Source organism: Brucella sp. MAB-22 (assembly GCF_025908475.1).
GTDB classification, from domain to species: domain Bacteria; phylum Pseudomonadota; class Alphaproteobacteria; order Rhizobiales; family Rhizobiaceae; genus Brucella; species Brucella anthropi.
This window is the reverse complement of sequence record NZ_CP109781.1, coordinates 666,942-684,039: the sequence shown is the minus strand read 5'-3', so window position 1 is coordinate 684,039 and position 17,098 is coordinate 666,942. Positions and strand designations below refer to the sequence as shown.

The window sequence follows — 17,098 nt, the reverse complement described above, 5'->3', positions numbered from 1 at the left end:
TCTCCGTTATTTGTCCCAGACTGGAGCCAGACCTTCGGGGTTGACCAGTCGTCCATCGGGGCGGGCGAGTTTGGAAATCGCCGTCATGTCTTCAGCACTGAGCTCAAAGTCGAATATGTCGAAATTTTCAGCGACACGCTCGGGCTTGGCCGTCTTGGAAAGGGCGATGAAGCCGTGTTCAATCAGCCAGCGCAGACCGACCTGAGCTGCAGTCTTGCCGTATCGGGAGCCAATGGCCTGCAAGATGGGGTCGCGCGGCACTGCGCCATCAGCCATACCGTAATAGGTGGTGATAGCGACGCCTGCTGCCTTTGCGGCCTCGGCTACGGCATTCTGGTCGAGATAGGGATGGACCTCGATCTGGTTGGTGACGATGGGCGCGGCACTGCGAAGGATAGACTCTTTCATTTGCGCGACATTCTGATTGCTCACGCCAATGAAGCGCGTCTTGCCTGCCGTTTGCACTGTGTTCAGCATGTCAATCTGGTCGGCAATAGCCACCTTGTCGGCAGGCCAGTGCAGAAGCAGAAGGTCGACCTGATCCACTTTCAGCTTGTCGAGGCTTTCGTCGACGGATGTACTGAATTTGTCAGGACTGTAATTATCGACCCAGACTTTCGTGGTGAGGAACAGGTCCTCGCGTCGTGCGCCGGCCTTTTCCAGTGCGCGCCCGAGAGCAGCCTCGTTCTGGTAGATCTGCGCCGTGTCGAAATGGCGGAAGCCAGCTTCCAGCGCTGCTGGAACAACGTTTTCCACTTCCGCATCCGTCATGCGGAAAACACCGAAGCCGAGCGCGGGTATGGCCGCGCCGTGTGCGTTCACGATTTTCATATTATCTCCTGTTGACTGGCCTTCGGCGTTTCGCGTGAAGAGCGCGAGCTTGGGAGGCTCATGCTTCGGGCCGTCATTTTGTTGATCCTGTACCAAGCAGCTTTCGGTCAGGTTTGATTTCGTGAAGCAGAAATAGGATAATCGCGCGGGCTTGAAAATCCGCTCGGAATCCACATTATCTGTGAAACGGTTTCATAGATGGAGCGGGCGATGGATAATCGCGTTGGTGAAATGCAGGTCTTTCTGCGGGTGGTGGAAACAGGCAGTTTCTCCGAAGCGGCCCGTCTTCTGCGCATGAACCCTTCGACCATCAGCAAGCTCATATCCCGTATCGAAGCAAGGCTCGGCGTGCGGCTTTTGGAACGCTCGTCCCGCCGCCTGTCGCTGACGACCGAGGGGCAGATTTATTATGAGCGTAGTCAGGGGCTGCTGCGCGATTTCGAGGAAGTCGAACGCGAACTTTCGCAAGGTTCTGCAAGCACGGGCGGTACGGTCCGCGTCAATGCATCGGTTGCATTGGGCACGCTGGCGCTGGAGCCTTTGTTGCCAGAATTTCTGTCAGCCTATCCGAATATCGTGATCGACCTGTCCCTGTCGGACGAGCTGGTTGATCTTTATCTTGATCGCACCGATGTGGCTTTCCGTATCGGCACCTTGCCCAATTCCAGCATGATGGCGCGCAAGCTTGGCACGGCTCGGCGCAAGATCGTGGCGGCTCCCGCCTATCTGGAACGCTGCGGGATGCCGTTGACCATAGATGATCTCATCGATCACAATTGCATCGGTTTCAATTTCCGCCGTGCGGCACCTGTATGGCCGCTGAAGGAAAGCGGTCGCATCGTGGATCGCGCGGTCTACGGTTCGCTGCTGGCCAATAATGGGGAGACGGTCCGGCGCATGGCGGTCGCAGGGCTGGGGCTCGCTCGTATCGGCGATTATCACGCGCGGAACGACCTCGCGTCTGGCGCATTGGTAGAGGTTCTGGCCGAGGCGGTCGAAAACGACATAGAGGAAGTACACGCCGTGTTTCTGGGCGGTGCGCGACTGCCGCAACGGGTCCGTGTCTTCCTCGATTTTGTAGTGCCGCGTCTGCAGGCTTATCTCGCGGCTCAGTAGGGTCTTTTTGCTCGAATCATTGGCAATGATCCCCGGAAACGTCGAATTTCCGGTGTAAAACGTGCGCTTCATCCAAAATAATTAGCTTTCCGATAGCCCAACGATTTCAGCTTGTTGCTGATGCGAACCCCTATGATCACGGGTTAGTGCTCCGCTTTTGTGTTGACTATTAACACTCCGTTAACCACAGTTTGTTGCAATATGTTACAAAGCGTTATCACTCAGTTGTCAAAACGAGGTGTGGATTGAGCAAAAACCGGCAGACCAGACAGCAATCCTTGCAGGCAAGGGAGAGGTCTGCCGTGGCTGACATGACGTCGTTCTGGGGGCTGATGCGGGCCTATTGGGTTTCCGACCGCTGGAAGGAGGCCTGGGTTCTCACCTTCGCAATCTTCCTGATGACGGCCTTTGTGAGCAAGACCACCGTATGGGTGGCCGAGGCCTCGGGCCTGCTCATGAATTCCATTGTTAACGTCAACACTGCGCCTGTTCAGCATCCTCTCATGACCATTGCCGCCAATGCGGGCATTCTTGTTCTGCTGATGCTGGCAAAGGATGTGATGCTGGTCGGTTCCCGCCATTTCCTGTCCACGACGCTGCACCGTAAATGGCGCAAATGGCTGAACGACCAGTTCTCCACTGCGCTTTTGAACGGCAAGCATACACATTTCCATCTGCAACAGGGCAGGGGCAAGGATCAGCCCGACAATATCGATCAGCGTCTGCAGGAATCGATCAAGGGCATGACCGGCGGGGCCATCGGCCTCGTCATGGGCATTGTCGGTGTGTTCCTGTCTGCTTTCTTCATCGGCCAGAAGCTGATCGAAATGTCCACCCACGTGGAGGGGCTGGATTTCCTCGGCAGTTATGGCAGCGCCGTTCTGGCCTTTGCTGCGATCGTGATCTACGTCCCGCTCGGAACGCTGGTCGCGATCAAGATCGGTAAGCGTCTGGAGCGCCTCAATCTCGGCATCCAGAAGGCCGAAGGTTCCTATCGTGGTGAGTGGACGACGCTGCTGCGTCGCAGTTTCCAGATTTCGGCATCCGGCGGCGAGGCCGTCCAACGGTCGGTCAATGACCGTCTCTACAAGGATGTCGATGGCACCTGGAACCGGCTCAATCGTTTCGATGCTGCCTATCTCGCCTTCTCGCAAGCCTATGGCTTTCTGTCGAACCGTATCGTTGCCTATATTCCGGGCCTTCTGCCCTATATGAGCGGTTCCGTCAGTTTTCGGAACTATGTAACGGGCGCGGAACTCGTCGCAGCAATGATCAACGATTGCTCGTGGTTCATTCAGGTGATGCCGGCGATTGCCAATCTGCGCGCCAATGCGGGCCGCGTGATCGGCCTCGCGCAGGCTATCGAGAATGTTCAGGACCCGACCGATTTCTACAGCCGCTCCGGTATCAATCGCTTCGCTTTTGCTGAACAGCATCCGCGTTTCGGCCTGTCGGTACGCAATCTCACCCTCATGCAGGGACCGGATAGCGAAGCACCGTTCCTGCGCTCTGGCGTGATCAATATTCGTTCAGGCGACTGGGTCTATATGCGCGGTGAATCCGGTTCGGGCAAAACTTCCTTCGTAAAGGCGCTGAACGGCCTGTGGCCATATGGTACCGGCGATATCATTTATCCGCAGAATGCCACCTCGTTTTATGCGACCCAGGAGGCCAAGTTCCCCTCCGTCTCCTTGAAGCAGCTTGTCAGCCTGCCCGCCGATGAGAGCCTGTTCAGCGATCTCGCTGTTGCTGCCGTCCTGCATGAGGCGGGGCTGGGTGAATTCATCGAGCGTATGAATGACGCCGATGCCGATGGCACGCCTTGGGATATGGTTCTTTCCGGCGGCCAGAAGCAGAAGATCGTGCTGGCGCGCATTCTCCTGCACAAGCCGTCGATTGTCTTCCTCGACGAGGCAACCGGTGCCCTCGATCCGGCTTCCAAGATGCGGTTCCATGAGGCGCTGAAGACGCGCTGCCCGCAAGCCATCGTCATCAGCATCATGCATGAGGACAAGCTGCCGCAGCTCGAAAACGGCCAGAACGTCTATTCGCATGTGCTGGACATCCGCAACGGCTATGTCTCGCTGCGTCCGGTCCATTTCGATACAATGCCGGATGTGGCTGCCGAAACGCCCCTTATCGCCGCCGAATAAAGCCTGTCTCATCGTTTGAAACACCGTAGAGTTGCAAAAGTCCAAATTTGGACTATATTCTGATCTGGACGATCGGAGGCAATTATGGCCAGAAGCAATACGGTGTTGAAGACAATGATAGGCAAGGGGCCTGATGTTCTCGACGCGGCTCGTTTTGCTCCTCATTCGCGCAAGCGATTGAGCGGGCCGGGCCTGCGTACATTTCTGACCATTGCCGATCTGTGGGGGCTGGACGAGCAGCAACGGCTGATGGTGCTGGGTCTGCCTTCCAGATCAACCTATTACAACTGGGTGAAGGCGGTGCGCGAGCATCGCGATATCACGCTGGATGTGGATGTGCTGATGCGCTTGTCCGCCGTGCTTGGCATTCATCAGGCGCTGGGCGTACTTTATCCAGATGGGAAAGCTGGTATCCGCTGGCTGCACACGCCCAATCAGTCCGGTGTCTTCGGCGGTCATCCGCCGTTGAGCCTGATAACAAGCGGTCTGCAGGATGGCTTGCTGACAGCTCGCCGGTTTCTGGATGCGGCGCGCGGCGGCCTTTATATGGAACCGAACGAACTGGATCGCGAGTTCCGACCTTATCGCGATGAAGACGTGGTGTTCTCGTGAAGCGCAATCCCGCGCCACAGCCAAGCTATCGCCTGATCCCGTCGCGTTTCCCGCCGATTGGTCTTTTTGACACGGTTGCCACTGCTGCCGATCTGGAAGCGGTGATGGAACTGGCTGGCTGGACGAATGACCGTCTTCTCAGTGAACGATTGCAGCGCCTTCCCCATGAGGAGTGGGTGTTCGGCAGACCCAATTCCAGCATCGTCATGGCGACGTTTCTGCATGTAGCGCCGGGCGGTATGCGCTTCAATGGTCCTGAGCTTGGCGCCTGGTATGCGGCGGCGCGCCTGACCACGTCCGTCGTCGAGGTTGCGCACCACATGCGTCGCGAAACCGTTGCGATACAGCAGGACAGTCTGGCTCGCACCTTTCGGGTCTATACGGCGAAGCTGGAAGAGGATTTCATCGATATATGCGGCGAACAGGCAGCATTGCCTGCCATCTACGATCCGACAGATTACGCCGCGTCACAGACGTTCGGCGAGGAGATGCGCGAGAGTGGCGAGTTCGGAATTCTGTTTAACAGTTTACGCCACGATGGCGGTATCAATGCCGTTGCGTTTCGTCCAAGCCGTATCGCTGAGGTAACGCAGGGCGGCCATTACGAAATCACGGTCGAAAGAGCGTCTTCGCGCATTCAGGCGAAGAAGCTCAGTGCCTGAAAAGGCAGGCGTCGCCGCCTGCCTCAGCTGACCCGATTATGACCACCCATATTCCTCATCGAGATCTTGAAATTTCTTCAGGTCAACGATGTCGCAATATTGCTGATAGGTGATCATATCGCCGGAGCGGGCCTTCGGCGTACCGTCGCGCTTGAGGACTGACAGCGTGTCGCTCATTGCCTTCACAGCCGAGAAAAGCGTTGAAAGTGCATAGAATATGACGTTGAAGCCCATCTGTTCGAGGTCGGCGGCCGTCAGAGCCACGGTTTCGTTGCCGTCGACAATGCTGACGACCTTCGGCCCTTCGACGTGTCGGGCGACAGCTTCGACTTCCGCGATGGTCTTGATGCCGTCGACGAAAACAAGATCGACACCCGTATCCTGATACATTTTCGCGCGGCGGATGGCTTCTTCCGCACCGGCCGCAGGCATGGCGTCGGTGCGGGCGATCAGGAGCAGGTCCTTGTCGGCGCGCGCCGCAATCGCGCATTTGAGGCGGCGCACATTTTCTTCTGCGGGGATCAGCCGGATACCGGCAAGCTGGCCACAGCGTTTCGGCGCCATCTGGTCTTCCAGATGAATGGCGGCGACACCGGACTGGATATATTCCTCCACTGTACGAACGATATTGGCCGGGCCGCCGTAGCCAGTATCGGCATCGGCGATGACCGGAATATCCACCACGCGGGTCATATCCCGCGCGTGGGTTGTCATTTCGGTCTGTGTGAGAAGACCAAGATCGGGCGTGCCGAGGCGGCTTGCCGTCGCGCCGAACCCGGTCATGTAAATGGCCGGAAACCCTGCCTGCTGCACGAGACGAGCGGTCAACGGATCGGGTGCGCCCGGCGCCTGAATGATGCGACCGGTTTCGATGAGGCTTTTCAGGGTCTTTGCCTGCGTCATCATTGTCTCCTTATCGCCCGCCCGAAACGTCAAGCACAACACCGGTAATATAGGCCGCTCCCGGCGACAGCAGCCAGATGGCTGCGTCTGCAACTTCGTCGGCAGTTCCAAGCCGCTTCAACGGAATGAGGTCGGCCATTTTCGCGATACTGGCGGGATCGGCAAAGACGTCCTTCTGGATTTCAGTGTCGATCACGCCGGGCGCCAGTGCATTGACGCGGATTTCCGGCGCAAGCTCCTTGGCGAGTGCGTAGGTGTAGGAAGCGATTGCTCCCTTAGTCGTCGCATAGGCGATATTGCCGACCATGCCGCCGGTACGGCCGGCGATGGAAGACAGGCCAACAATCGATTTACTCGGCTTGATGCCCGGATTGTTGAGGAAAGCACTGGAAACGTAGAATACACTTTTCAGATTGACGGCCAGCACCCGATCCAGTTCGTCCGCATCGAATTCCTTCACGGTCATGCGCTGACCGATGATGCCTGCGTTGTTGACGAGATGATCGATGCCACCCCATTTGGCGGCGATATCATGCGCTGCGCGATCAACTGCGGCCTTGTCAGAGACATCCACAATGGCCGTCAGAACCTGCTCGCCATGTTTGTCCGCCATTTCCTGCAGGCGCGCGCCGTTCACATCCCAAAGCACTACCTTGGCCTTGAGCGCGATGAGCTTTTCAGCAACGGCCTTGCCGATGCCCGATGCGCCGCCGGTGACAAGCACCACCCGGTCTGCAAAAAAATCGGCTAGAAACGCTGTTGAACTTGTCGTCATGAAATCTTCCTCCTCGAAGATGGACGCTATTGCGCGCCCATAGGTCACCGAAGAGAATCTGCAGACTCAACCATTCGGCGACAGTGGCTTTAAAAGCCACGTGCGGACACTTCTGTCAATCTAAGGTACAAGATTTTGTATGCTACTTGTAAAGTAGTTGTTTGCACGCTAATCATTGCAGTGGGAGTGAGACGATAACGGCCGGATCAGTGCTCGTGGCCTGTCCGTGATCGGGATTGCCTATCTGTTGGAAGTGAGCCGGATTGGCCTCGGTTCCATTTCCGCTGATGAAGCTCTGAACGGGAGCGCGCATTAACGTGTGACAGCTCCCGCAAAGATTATTGCATGCCGCTCATGCTGGAACGTGAGCGGAGACCTGGGAGGACATCGTGGTCAATTCCACTCTGAGTGCGGTCGGCGCAACGCCCGACCTGCGCGACAGCACCATTCGCAAGCTCAATCTGCGGATCGTTCTGTTCTGCTTTATCTGCTTTATCGTCAACTATCTCGACCGTGTGAATATCGGCTACGCCGCGCTTCACATGAACAATGATATCGGCCTGACACCCTATATGTTTGGCATCGGTGCGGGTATTTTCTTCATTGGCTATATGCTGTTCGAAGTGCCGAGCAACATGATGCTGCACAAGCTCGGCTCGCGCGTCTGGATTGCGCGCATCATGGTCACGTGGGGGATCGTGTCCTGCGCCATGGCTTTCGTGCAGGGCCCGGTTTCGTTCTATGTTCTGCGCTTCCTGCTTGGCGTGGCAGAAGCCGGTTTTGCGCCGGGCGTTCTGCTTTATCTGACCTACTGGTTCCCGGCCAAGGAACGTGGTCGCGCAACGGCCCTGTTCATGACTGCAACCGTGCTTTCCATCGTCGTGGGCGCACCGTTCTCCGGCTGGCTGATGGATGCGGGCGAGGGGCTTTTCGGTTTGCATGGCTGGCAGGCGATGTTCATTCTTGAAGGGCTTCCCGCCGTGATCCTCGGTGTCGTGACCTTCTTCTATCTGGTCGACAGTCCGGAAAAGGACAAGCGTTGGCTGACCGCCGACGAACGCGCATGGCTGATGGCCGAACTTGCCAAGGAAAATACAGGCAAGCAGGCCGATACCCGTCACTCGCTCAAAGAAGTGTTCAGCGATTACCGCGTCTGGCTTCTGACGCTGGTTTATATGTTCAACGGTATCGCTGTTTACGGCGTGATCATGTGGTTGCCGCAGATCGTAAAGAGCCTTGGCGATTATACCGCAGCGCAGACCGGGCTCATTTCGGCCATTCCGTTCGTGTTTGCCGCGATCGGACTTGTCGTGATTTCGCGCAGTTCGGATCGTACCGGCGAGCGCAAGATCCACACGGCAATTGCCGGCCTGTTCGGCGGTGTCTTTCTTGCCGCCAGCGCGCTGGCTCCGTCGCCGATCCTGAGCCTCGTGCTCCTGTCGGTCTGCGCGTTCTTCCTGTGGTCCTATCTCGGCGTGTTCTGGACGCTGCCGACGCAATTCCTGTCCGGCGCCGCTGCCGCTGGTGGACTTGCGGCCATCAATGGCTTTGCACAGCTTGGCGGGTTCACAGGGCCCTATCTGGTCGGCTGGGTCAAATCCACGACTGACAGCTTCTCGCTGTCGCTGCTGGCTTTGTCCATCTTCCCGATCCTTGGCTTCTTCCTCTGCATGAGCCTGAAAGCCAAACGGGACTAATCAGATTGACGGGTCCGGTTTTCGGTCGGGCCCGTCATCGTTGATGGGTGTAATTTGAATGCGGTTTCAACCGCTCTATACGTCGCAATAAGGCGTCTGTAAGATTCGGACATGAGAGAGATTCGAGGCAAGAGCAAGAAGTCGCTGGCAAGCAGCATCGCCGAACGTATTCGCGGTGCCATTGTCGATGCAGAGTTTCAATTCGGAGAGAACCTCTCCGAAGACATGCTCGCTGCGGCTTTCGATGTCAGTCGCACGCCGGTGCGCGAGGCACTCAACATTCTGCAGATGCAGGAACTGGTTCACATCGTTCCGAAGTCCGGCACCTATGTTTTCACGCCGACGCAGGAAGATATAGCCGAGCTTTGCGATTTCCGCGTCGGGCTGGAAGATCAGGCCATGCGGTTGGCGCTGATCGGCAATCGCAAGAAGCTCGTCTCTCAATTGAAAAAGCAGTACGATCTTATGCGTGCGGCAATAGATGAGGACGATCTGCGCGCTTACGGGCGTTGCGACACCGAATTCCATCTGGCCTTTTTCCGCGTCTGCGGTAATCGCTATCTCGCCCGTGCCTATGACAGCATTCTGGGGCGCGTCGCAGCCTTGCGGACACATCTTGCCATCGGTGCCGAAGGCGAGCCTGCGCGATCCTTCGCCGACCATGCCACCATCATCGAGCTGGCCGATGCCGACAAGCCCGAGGAATTGCGGGAAATACTGGAGGCGCACATCATGCGCACCAAGACCAATTATTTGAATGCTTTCAATCGGCTGCCTCGTCAGCCGGGGGACAGCCGCACGATGCGGCTGCGCCGACAGTTGTCGCTGACGAACGAGTAACAACCATTCAGGTCAGACGGCCCACTCCACATCCGTCGTAAACGCGATGGTCAACCACCGGTCCGGCCCCTCACCGCCGAGTGCATTACCGATTTCGTCGCGTAACGCATCCCACTCCTCGAGCTTTCGTGGCGGAAGATCGGGCGGAACGATGAAATAGAGTTCGATCTGCTTGCCGCGACCGACCTTGGCGACATAAGCGCGGTATGACAGAAAGCCGTTGCGTTTGACGAACTCTTCCGCAACCGCATCGACATGCTGCTTAAGGTCGATAGGCGTAACAAGAAATATGTCAGCCAATGCCTGTCTGATCGTGCCGACCGGCATGGGGATGATGACAAGACAAACAACCGCGAGAACTGCCGGATCGATATAGGGCGTCAGCCAGCCGAGTTCTGTTCCTTCAATGGCATAGCCGACCGAAAAAGCGATCAGAAGTGCCGCGGTTATGCCGCCGGACATGATCCAGGCTTTGGCATCAAGTGCGACGAAATCTGATTTTAGGGTTCGGTTTGCACGCATTTCCAGGAGTGCCATACCGAGGCAGGCAATCAGGGCAACGACGGCATAGAAAATCGCGTAGCTGAATTCGAGATCGCGTCCGCCATCCATCAGGCTGCCGACTGCGTTGATGAGCGCGTAGATCGCAACGCCGGTGAGCATCATACCGTTAAGGCCAAGCACCATCGGTTCGAGATGCCAGAAGCCCATTGTGAAGCGATCGCGCAATTTTCCGCGTGGCTGTTCCGGTAAGGCAGAAAGGGCGATGAGGCGTGAGACGAGGAGAGCTAAGCCGCTCATCGCAGCATCAGCCAGCATGTAAACACCATCGAATACGATAGAAAATGAGCCGGATAACAGGCCGAAAACGACACCGAAACCAGCAACCAGAAGAGTAACCGCTATTGAAATTTGAAGAATAGATTGTTCACTACGCAATTTTTACTCCGATATAAACCGCATGCAACGCGGCTTGGTTTCGGATGCGTATTTCTACGTGCTGAACCAATTCCGCGTTGCACGACAAATCTACACCAGCGGCCTGAATCTGACAAATCGCGTCAAATCTTGAATATTACTAGGCCCATTCCGGCACGCGGGTTGCTGATTCTCGCAGGATCAGTTCGACCGGCCATAATTCATGGATGTCAGTTGCCGCGCGTCCGTCGAGTATGTCCATCAGGAGATCGGCGCAACGTTTTCCCGCAGCGCGCATCGACGAGCGGGTTGCGGTCAGGGACGGCACCATATTGTCGGCGCTCAGGAACGAGATGACATCGTCATGGGCGATGACGGAAATATCCTTGCCGATAGTCAGGCCGAAAGAGCGCGCGGCCCGGTATATGCCAAGCGCAGTCATCATAGAGCCGGCAACAAACGCGGTCGGGCGCGGATCGCGCTCCAGAAGTTTGCGCGCGAGACGATAACCGATCTCGTCCGTGAAGTCGCCGTGCTCGACAAGTTCCGGATCGAAGGCGATGCCTCTGCTTTCGAGAGCGTTCCGGTAGCCTTCGTCGCGATGAAGCGAAAAGGTGAAGCCGTAGCGACCGTTTATCATTGCAATCCGACGGTGGCCGAGGTCGAGCAGATGGGCAGTCGAACGGTAAACTGCGCCTTCATTGTCGATGTCGAGCCATGCATGCGGAATATCGGTTTCAGACCGTCCGTGCACGAGGAATGGCATGCCCAGTTCGTGCAGCATGCGGATGCGCTCATCATTGGGCTTTGGAGATGTCACGATGATGGCATCGACGCGATGGCTGGTGGCCAGACGTCGGCAAAGCTGCACTTCGTCGTCGGTGCCGTTGTTTGCAATCGGGCTGACGAGAATATCGACTTCATCCTGACTGAGCCGTTCTGCCATGCCGCGCATGAACTCGGCGAAGTGAAACTCGCTGTTGCGGCCCATCACGACGCCGATTGCACCGGCACGCCCGGTAACCAGTCTGACCGCGTTGACGTTAGGCCGGTAACCGAGACGTACAGCCTCGTCCATGACCCGCTTGCGCGTGCTTTCCGCCACTTCGGGATAGCCGCTCAACGCCCGGCTGACGGTCGTGGCTGAGAGGCCGAGATGTTTGGCGAATTCACGGAGCTTCATTTGGCTTTCGAATTATTCAGGCAGGCAAGGCAGCGGATTATAGCCGCTTCCTTGCGATTAACAATTGGTCGGTTGAGTTCTTTGAACTGCTGCAACATATAGGGTGCACGAAAACCAAACCGATTTCAAGTTTGTTTCAGTTTTCGCTTTGTGATGTTTGGGAAGCTAAGGCTCCAGACCGACAATCAACAATGAAACGGAACGGTAAGATATTGAAATATCGCTGTTTCATGGTTGGTGTTGGATGAAGTGAAGCATGGTGCAGAATCTGCGGCTTGACAGAAATGCGGTCCTCTGCAACCTTTTCGCCATCCAAACCGTTTTCGATTTTATCAAACCGCTTACAGAATGGATGGGAGGAGGGAACAATGAAGGCTTTTCAGGGTGTGCTCGCGGCCTGCGTGGCATTTGGTATGGCGACAGTGAGCGCTCATGCGGTGGAGATTTCCATCGCAGCCAATTCAACGGGCAATAACATCAAGTTTCTGCAGGAGCAGATCGTCAAGTTCGAGAAGGATACCGGCAACAAGGTCAACATCGTCTCGATGCCATCGTCAAGCAGCGAGCAGTTCAGCCAGTATCGTCTGTGGCTTGCAGCCGGTAACGCCGATATCGACGTTTACCAGACGGATGTAGTCTGGGCGCCGCAGCTGTCCGAACAGTTTGTTGATCTGACGGAAGCCACCAAGGATGTCACGGGCGCGCATTTCCCGTCCATTATCGCGTCGCAGACCGTGAATGGAAAGCTGGTTGCGTTGCCATTCTATACTGACGCTCCGGCACTTTTCTATCGCAAGGATCTCCTCGAAAAATACAACAAGCAGGTTCCCAAGACCTGGGACGAGATGACGGCGACTGCCAAGGAAATCATGGACAAGGAACGGGCCGAGGGAAAGTCCGATCTCTGGGGTTTCGTGTTTCAGGGCAATGCCTATGAGGGCCTGACCTGTAATGCGCTCGAATGGGTAAAGTCGTCGGGTGGCGGCCAGATCGTCGAAGCCGACGGCACGATTTCCATCAACAATGAAAAGGCTGCGGCAGCGATCGATCGCGCCAAGGGCTGGATCGGTTCGATATCGCCGCAGGGCGCACTCGCCTATCAGGAAGAGGAATCGCGTGGCGTCTGGCAGACCGGCAATGCCGTCTTCATGCGCAACTGGCCTTACGCCTATGCGCTTGGCAACAGTGCCGATAGCGGCGTGAAAGGCAAGTTCGACGTTGCGCCATTGCCTGCCGGTGCTGAGGGCGACGCGCCATCCTCGACGCTTGGCGGCTGGAATCTCGCCGTTTCCAAATATTCCACCAAGCAGGATGCTGCCATCGCGCTGGTGAAATATCTGGCATCGCCGGAAGTGCAGAAGGTGCAGGCGGTCCAGATTTCGCGCCTGCCAACCATTGAAGTGCTTTACGACGACAAGGATATCATTGCAGCGCAGCCATTCATGGCCAACTGGAAGCCGATCTTCCAGAATGCAGTGCCGCGCCCGTCCGCTGCGACGAAGGTGAAATACAACGAAGTGTCGTCGAAATTCTGGACTGCCGTGCACAAGACGCTCTCGGGCAACGGTACGGCTGCGGAGAATCTCGAAATGCTTGAGGTCGAGCTGACTGAGCTGGAAGGCTCCGGCTGGTAGGGACCGATCAAGCCGCGTCCGGGTTGTCCTCCCAAGCCCCCGAAAAGGGCAGCCCGGACGCTCCAGTTTCTCTGAGCAGGACCAAGAGTGGGATCATGACGGAGACTTCTCTCGATATGTCGGGGAGCTCGGCCACAAAAAGCCGGGTTCACTCCGATCTGCGCGCGCAGCGTATCCGGTCGGCATGGGTGTTTCTCGCACCAACACTGATCGTGCTGGCGCTGGTGGCGGGCTGGCCGCTGCTGCGGACCATCTATTTCAGTTTCACCAATGCATCGCTGACGAGCCTCGGTACGGCGGAATTCGTTGGCTTTAACAATTATCTGTCCTGGGTGACGCTCAAGAGCGGGCGTACCGTCTATCGCGGTCTTCTGGCTGATCCCGCCTGGTGGGGTGCGGTCTGGAACACGATCCGGTTCACTATTCTGTCGGTCAGCCTTGAAACGATTTTTGGATTGATCGTCGCTCTGGTGCTGAACGCGAATTTCCGGGGGCGTGGGCTCGTGCGCGCCGCAATCCTGATCCCGTGGGCAATCCCGACGATTGTTTCAGCCAAGATGTGGGGCTGGATGCTCAACGACCAGTTCGGCATCCTCAATCATATCCTGCTCAATCTGGGCCTCATCAGCCAGAAGATCGCCTGGACGGCCAATCCCGACACCGCGATGATTGCGATCCTGATTGTCGACGTCTGGAAGACGACGCCCTTCATGGCGCTGCTTATTCTGGCCGGTCTGCAAATGGTGCCATCCGACATTTACGAAGCGGCCAAGATCGATGGCGTGCATCCGGTCAAGGTGTTCTGGCGGGTAACGCTGCCGTTGATCCGTCCAGCGCTGATGGTGGCGATCATCTTCCGTATGCTGGATGCCTTGCGCATCTTCGATCTGATCTATGTGCTGACGCCGAATAACGCGCAGACCAAGACCATGTCGGTTTTCGCCCGCGAAAATCTCTTCGATTTCGACAAATTCGCCTATGGTGCGGCGGCATCGACGATGCTGTTCCTCATCATTGCGGCGATCACCGTGCTCTACATGTTCTTCGGACGCGTCAATGTCGGCAGCAGGGGGGGAATAGCATGATGCACTATGTGAAAACCCTCAGCTTCTATCTGCTGGTGGCGCTCATCATTTTGATCGCGGTGTTCCCGTTCTATTATGCGATCATCACCAGTCTCAAATCCGGGACGGCGCTGTTTCAGGTCGATTACTGGCCAAGCAGTTTCTCGCTCGACAATTATGCCGGTGTTCTCACGCAGGGCAGCTTCCTACGCAGTCTTGGCAATTCACTGCTGGTGGCTACCGTTGTAGTGGCAATCTCGCTGTTGCTGGCCGTGACAGCTGCCTATGCGCTGGCGCGTGTGAGTTTTCGCGGACGGGGCTTGTTGCTTCTCACCATTCTTTCGGTGTCCATGTTTCCGCAGATCGCCGTTCTGGCGGGTCTGTTCGAGCTGATCCGCTTCCTCGGCATCTTCAATACGCCGCTGGCGCTGATCTTCTCCTATATGATCTTCACGCTGCCGTTTACGGTCTGGGTCCTCACCACCTTCATGCGTGACCTGCCGATCGAGATTGAGGAAGCGGCCATCGTGGATGGCGCATCGCCATGGGTGATTATCACGCGTGTTTTCATGCCACTGATGTGGCCGGCGCTGGTGACAACCGGATTGCTCGCTTTCATCTCGGCATGGAACGAGTTCCTGTTCGCGCTCACCTTCACCTCTTCGGGCAGCCAGCGCACCGTGCCTGTGGCTATCGCGCTTCTGTCCGGCAGCAGTCAGTTTGAAATCCCCTGGGGCAACATCATGGCGGCTTCCGTCATCGTGACGGTTCCCCTCGTCATCCTCGTGCTCATCTTCCAGCGGCGGATCGTGTCCGGTCTGACGGCAGGCGGCGTAAAGGGTTAGGTACAACCATGGCAGAACTTCAGTTGCGCGATGTGCGCAAGTCTTTCGGTAACTTCGAGGTCATCAAGGGCGTGGATATGGATATCCGGCCCGGCGAGTTCATGGTCTTCGTCGGTCCATCCGGTTGCGGAAAGTCCACGCTATTGCGCCTCATTGCAGGCTTGGAGGAAATCTCATCGGGTGATCTGTCCATCGACGGAACGGTGGTCAACAGCTTCGCACCTTCGAAGCGCGGCATCGCCATGGTGTTCCAGTCCTATGCGCTTTATCCGCATATGACAGTCTACGAGAACATGGCCTTCGGCATGCAACTCGCGGGCAAGAGCAAGGATGAATGCAAGAGCCGCATTCACAAGGCTGCGGAGATGCTGCAGCTGACGCCTTATCTCGAGCGCCTGCCACGCCAGCTTTCCGGTGGGCAGCGGCAGCGTGTCGCGATTGGTCGTGCCATCGTGCGCGATCCGAAAGTATTCCTCTTCGATGAACCCTTGTCCAACCTCGATGCGGCGCTACGTGTGGCTACAAGGCTTGAGATCGCCAAGCTCCACCAGAGCATGGAAGACACCACCATGATCTATGTGACGCACGATCAGGTGGAGGCGATGACGCTGGCCGACCGCATCTGTGTGCTGCGCGACGGACGCGTGGAGCAGATCGGAACGCCGCTCGAGCTTTACGAAAAGCCAAATTCGCTTTTCGTCGCCGGGTTCATCGGATCACCGAAGATGAATTTCCTGACCGGCAGATATAGTGAGCCTTTTGGCGCGCATACAGTGGGCTTGCGTCCCGAACATCTCGCTATCGTACACGAAAATGGTCACTGGACCGGTCAGGTAATCCATACCGAAATTCTCGGTTCCGATACCTATGTCTATATCGATCTCGGCCTGGAGGAACCGCTGGTGGTCCGCGAAAGCGGCGTGGCAGCGCGTAAATCAGGTGAGACGCTTTCGGTTTCCCCGATGGGTGAAAACATTCATCGTTTCGATGAAAAGGGCCGCGCCGTCTGACGCTGACCTCCCAAGCTTAATGACACATGAGACAAATGGGCTGTGATGCCCGCAGTAAGGAGAATACTCGTGCCTATTCTTACCATCGTCTGGGGTGAAAACATTCACGAGCAGATCAATGAAACAGTGCGTTCGGTTTATCCGGACGGCATGCACAACACTATCGCCAGGGCGCTGAGCGAGGATAGCGCCATCGAAGCGACGACTGCCACCCTGCAGGAACCAGAGCACGGCTTGACTGAAGAGCGTCTCGCCAAGACCGACGTGCTGGTCTGGTGGGGCCACAAGGATCATGGTGGCGTCAGTGACGAGGTTGTGGAACGCGTGGCCAAACGCGTCTTCGAAGGGATGGGGCTTATCGTACTCCATTCCGGACATTTCTCCAAAATCTTCAAGCGTCTGATGGGAACGCCCTGTGCGCTCAAATGGCGTGAAGCGGGCGAGCGCGAGCGGCTCTGGGTGGTCAATCGCGGCCATCCGATCACACAGGGACTGGACGAGAACTTTGTGCTTGAGAACGAGGAAATGTACGGTGAACAGTTTTCCGTGCCGGAACCGCTCGAAACCGTTTTCATCTCGTGGTTCGCGGGCGGTGAAGTCTTCCGCTCGGGCATGACATGGCGGCGCGGTGCGGGCAATGTGTTCTACTTCCGCCCCGGTCATGAAACCTACCCAACCTATCATGATGCGAATGTGCAGACGGTTCTGCGCAACTCGGTCAAATGGGCCTACAATCCGCAACCGGCATGGGCGGGCATTCACACCGCGCCGAATGTTCCGGTCGACAAGGCGCCGGAGCCTATTGTCGAGCGTGGGCCTAAACTGCACAAGCCGGGCGAAGCCGGTTATCGTTGA

General features: G+C 56.8%; 16 protein-coding genes. 11 read left to right on the top strand and 5 right to left on the bottom strand.

The features are described from left to right. Positions 1-6: 6 nt before the first annotated feature. Positions 7-831, bottom strand: coding sequence for an aldo/keto reductase (locus OHI65_RS03145; RefSeq protein WP_125300777.1), 825 nt, complete (start codon positions 829-831; stop codon positions 7-9). Between the two features lie 210 nt (positions 832-1,041). Between OHI65_RS03145 and OHI65_RS03140 the strand changes: the two genes are divergently transcribed. The 4 genes from OHI65_RS03140 to OHI65_RS03125 all read left to right on the top strand — a co-directional run bounded on the left by OHI65_RS03140 (position 1,042) and on the right by OHI65_RS03125 (position 5,374). After that, positions 1,042-1,947 (top strand): LysR family transcriptional regulator, encoded by a 906-nt coding sequence (locus tag OHI65_RS03140; RefSeq protein ID WP_010660890.1) that lies wholly within the window; start codon positions 1,042-1,044, stop codon positions 1,945-1,947. A 302-nt stretch (positions 1,948-2,249) separates the two neighbouring features. Then, positions 2,250-4,100 (top strand): ABC transporter ATP-binding protein/permease, encoded by a 1,851-nt coding sequence (locus OHI65_RS03135; protein WP_185757987.1) that lies wholly within the window; start codon positions 2,250-2,252, stop codon positions 4,098-4,100. 84 nt (positions 4,101-4,184) lie between these two features. Then, positions 4,185-4,712 carry an MbcA/ParS/Xre antitoxin family protein gene (locus tag OHI65_RS03130; protein ID WP_125300775.1) on the top strand — a complete coding sequence of 176 codons (528 nt, stop codon included), beginning with the start codon at positions 4,185-4,187 and terminating at the stop codon, positions 4,710-4,712. Further along, positions 4,709-5,374 (top strand): RES family NAD+ phosphorylase, encoded by a 666-nt coding sequence (locus tag OHI65_RS03125; protein ID WP_125300774.1) that lies wholly within the window; start codon positions 4,709-4,711, stop codon positions 5,372-5,374. Before OHI65_RS03130 ends, OHI65_RS03125 begins: the two co-directional genes overlap by 4 nt. Before the next feature lie 36 nt (positions 5,375-5,410). On the opposite strand, the gene OHI65_RS03120 is transcribed toward OHI65_RS03125, so the two are convergent. Beyond that, a complete protein-coding gene (locus OHI65_RS03120) occupies positions 5,411-6,280 on the bottom strand; it encodes an isocitrate lyase/PEP mutase family protein (protein WP_264358729.1) in 870 nt (289 codons plus the stop codon). 7 nt (positions 6,281-6,287) lie between these two features. Further along, complete coding sequence (locus OHI65_RS03115; RefSeq protein ID WP_125300772.1) at positions 6,288-7,052, bottom strand: SDR family NAD(P)-dependent oxidoreductase; 765 nt, start codon at positions 7,050-7,052, stop codon at positions 6,288-6,290. A gap of 389 nt (positions 7,053-7,441) precedes the next feature. On the opposite strand from OHI65_RS03115, the gene OHI65_RS03110 reads away from it, so the two are divergent. Then, positions 7,442-8,749 carry an MFS transporter gene (locus OHI65_RS03110; protein WP_125300771.1) on the top strand — a complete coding sequence of 436 codons (1,308 nt, stop codon included), beginning with the start codon at positions 7,442-7,444 and terminating at the stop codon, positions 8,747-8,749. Between the two features lie 111 nt (positions 8,750-8,860). Next, positions 8,861-9,589, top strand: a complete 729-nt coding sequence (locus tag OHI65_RS03105; RefSeq protein ID WP_011982676.1) for a GntR family transcriptional regulator — start codon at positions 8,861-8,863, stop codon at positions 9,587-9,589. Between the two features lie 12 nt (positions 9,590-9,601). Here OHI65_RS03105 and OHI65_RS03100 read toward each other — a convergent pair whose 3' ends face one another. Both OHI65_RS03100 and OHI65_RS03095 read right to left on the bottom strand, forming a co-directional pair. After that, on the bottom strand, positions 9,602-10,528 hold the full coding sequence (locus OHI65_RS03100) for a cation diffusion facilitator family transporter (protein WP_125300770.1): 927 nt from the start codon (positions 10,526-10,528) through the stop codon (positions 9,602-9,604). 139 nt (positions 10,529-10,667) lie between these two features. Further along, complete coding sequence (locus tag OHI65_RS03095) at positions 10,668-11,690, bottom strand: substrate-binding domain-containing protein (protein ID WP_029928076.1); 1,023 nt, start codon at positions 11,688-11,690, stop codon at positions 10,668-10,670. Between the two features lie 368 nt (positions 11,691-12,058). Between OHI65_RS03095 and OHI65_RS03090 the strand changes: the two genes are divergently transcribed. The 5 genes from OHI65_RS03090 to OHI65_RS03070 all read left to right on the top strand — a co-directional run bounded on the left by OHI65_RS03090 (position 12,059) and on the right by OHI65_RS03070 (position 17,098). Then, positions 12,059-13,324 (top strand): ABC transporter substrate-binding protein, encoded by a 1,266-nt coding sequence (locus OHI65_RS03090; RefSeq protein ID WP_125300769.1) that lies wholly within the window; start codon positions 12,059-12,061, stop codon positions 13,322-13,324. Positions 13,325-13,419: 95 nt separating this feature from the next. Then, positions 13,420-14,409: a carbohydrate ABC transporter permease gene (locus OHI65_RS03085; RefSeq protein ID WP_125300768.1), complete on the top strand. Its 990-nt coding sequence runs from the start codon at positions 13,420-13,422 to the stop codon at positions 14,407-14,409. Then, positions 14,406-15,233 (top strand): carbohydrate ABC transporter permease, encoded by an 828-nt coding sequence (locus OHI65_RS03080; RefSeq protein WP_011982680.1) that lies wholly within the window; start codon positions 14,406-14,408, stop codon positions 15,231-15,233. Before OHI65_RS03085 ends, OHI65_RS03080 begins: the two co-directional genes overlap by 4 nt. 8 nt (positions 15,234-15,241) lie before the next feature. Continuing rightward, positions 15,242-16,243, top strand: a complete 1,002-nt coding sequence (locus OHI65_RS03075; protein WP_010660903.1) for an ABC transporter ATP-binding protein — start codon at positions 15,242-15,244, stop codon at positions 16,241-16,243. Positions 16,244-16,312: 69 nt separating this feature from the next. Then, entirely contained in the window at positions 16,313-17,098 is a 786-nt protein-coding gene (locus tag OHI65_RS03070) for a ThuA domain-containing protein (RefSeq protein WP_185757986.1), read from the top strand.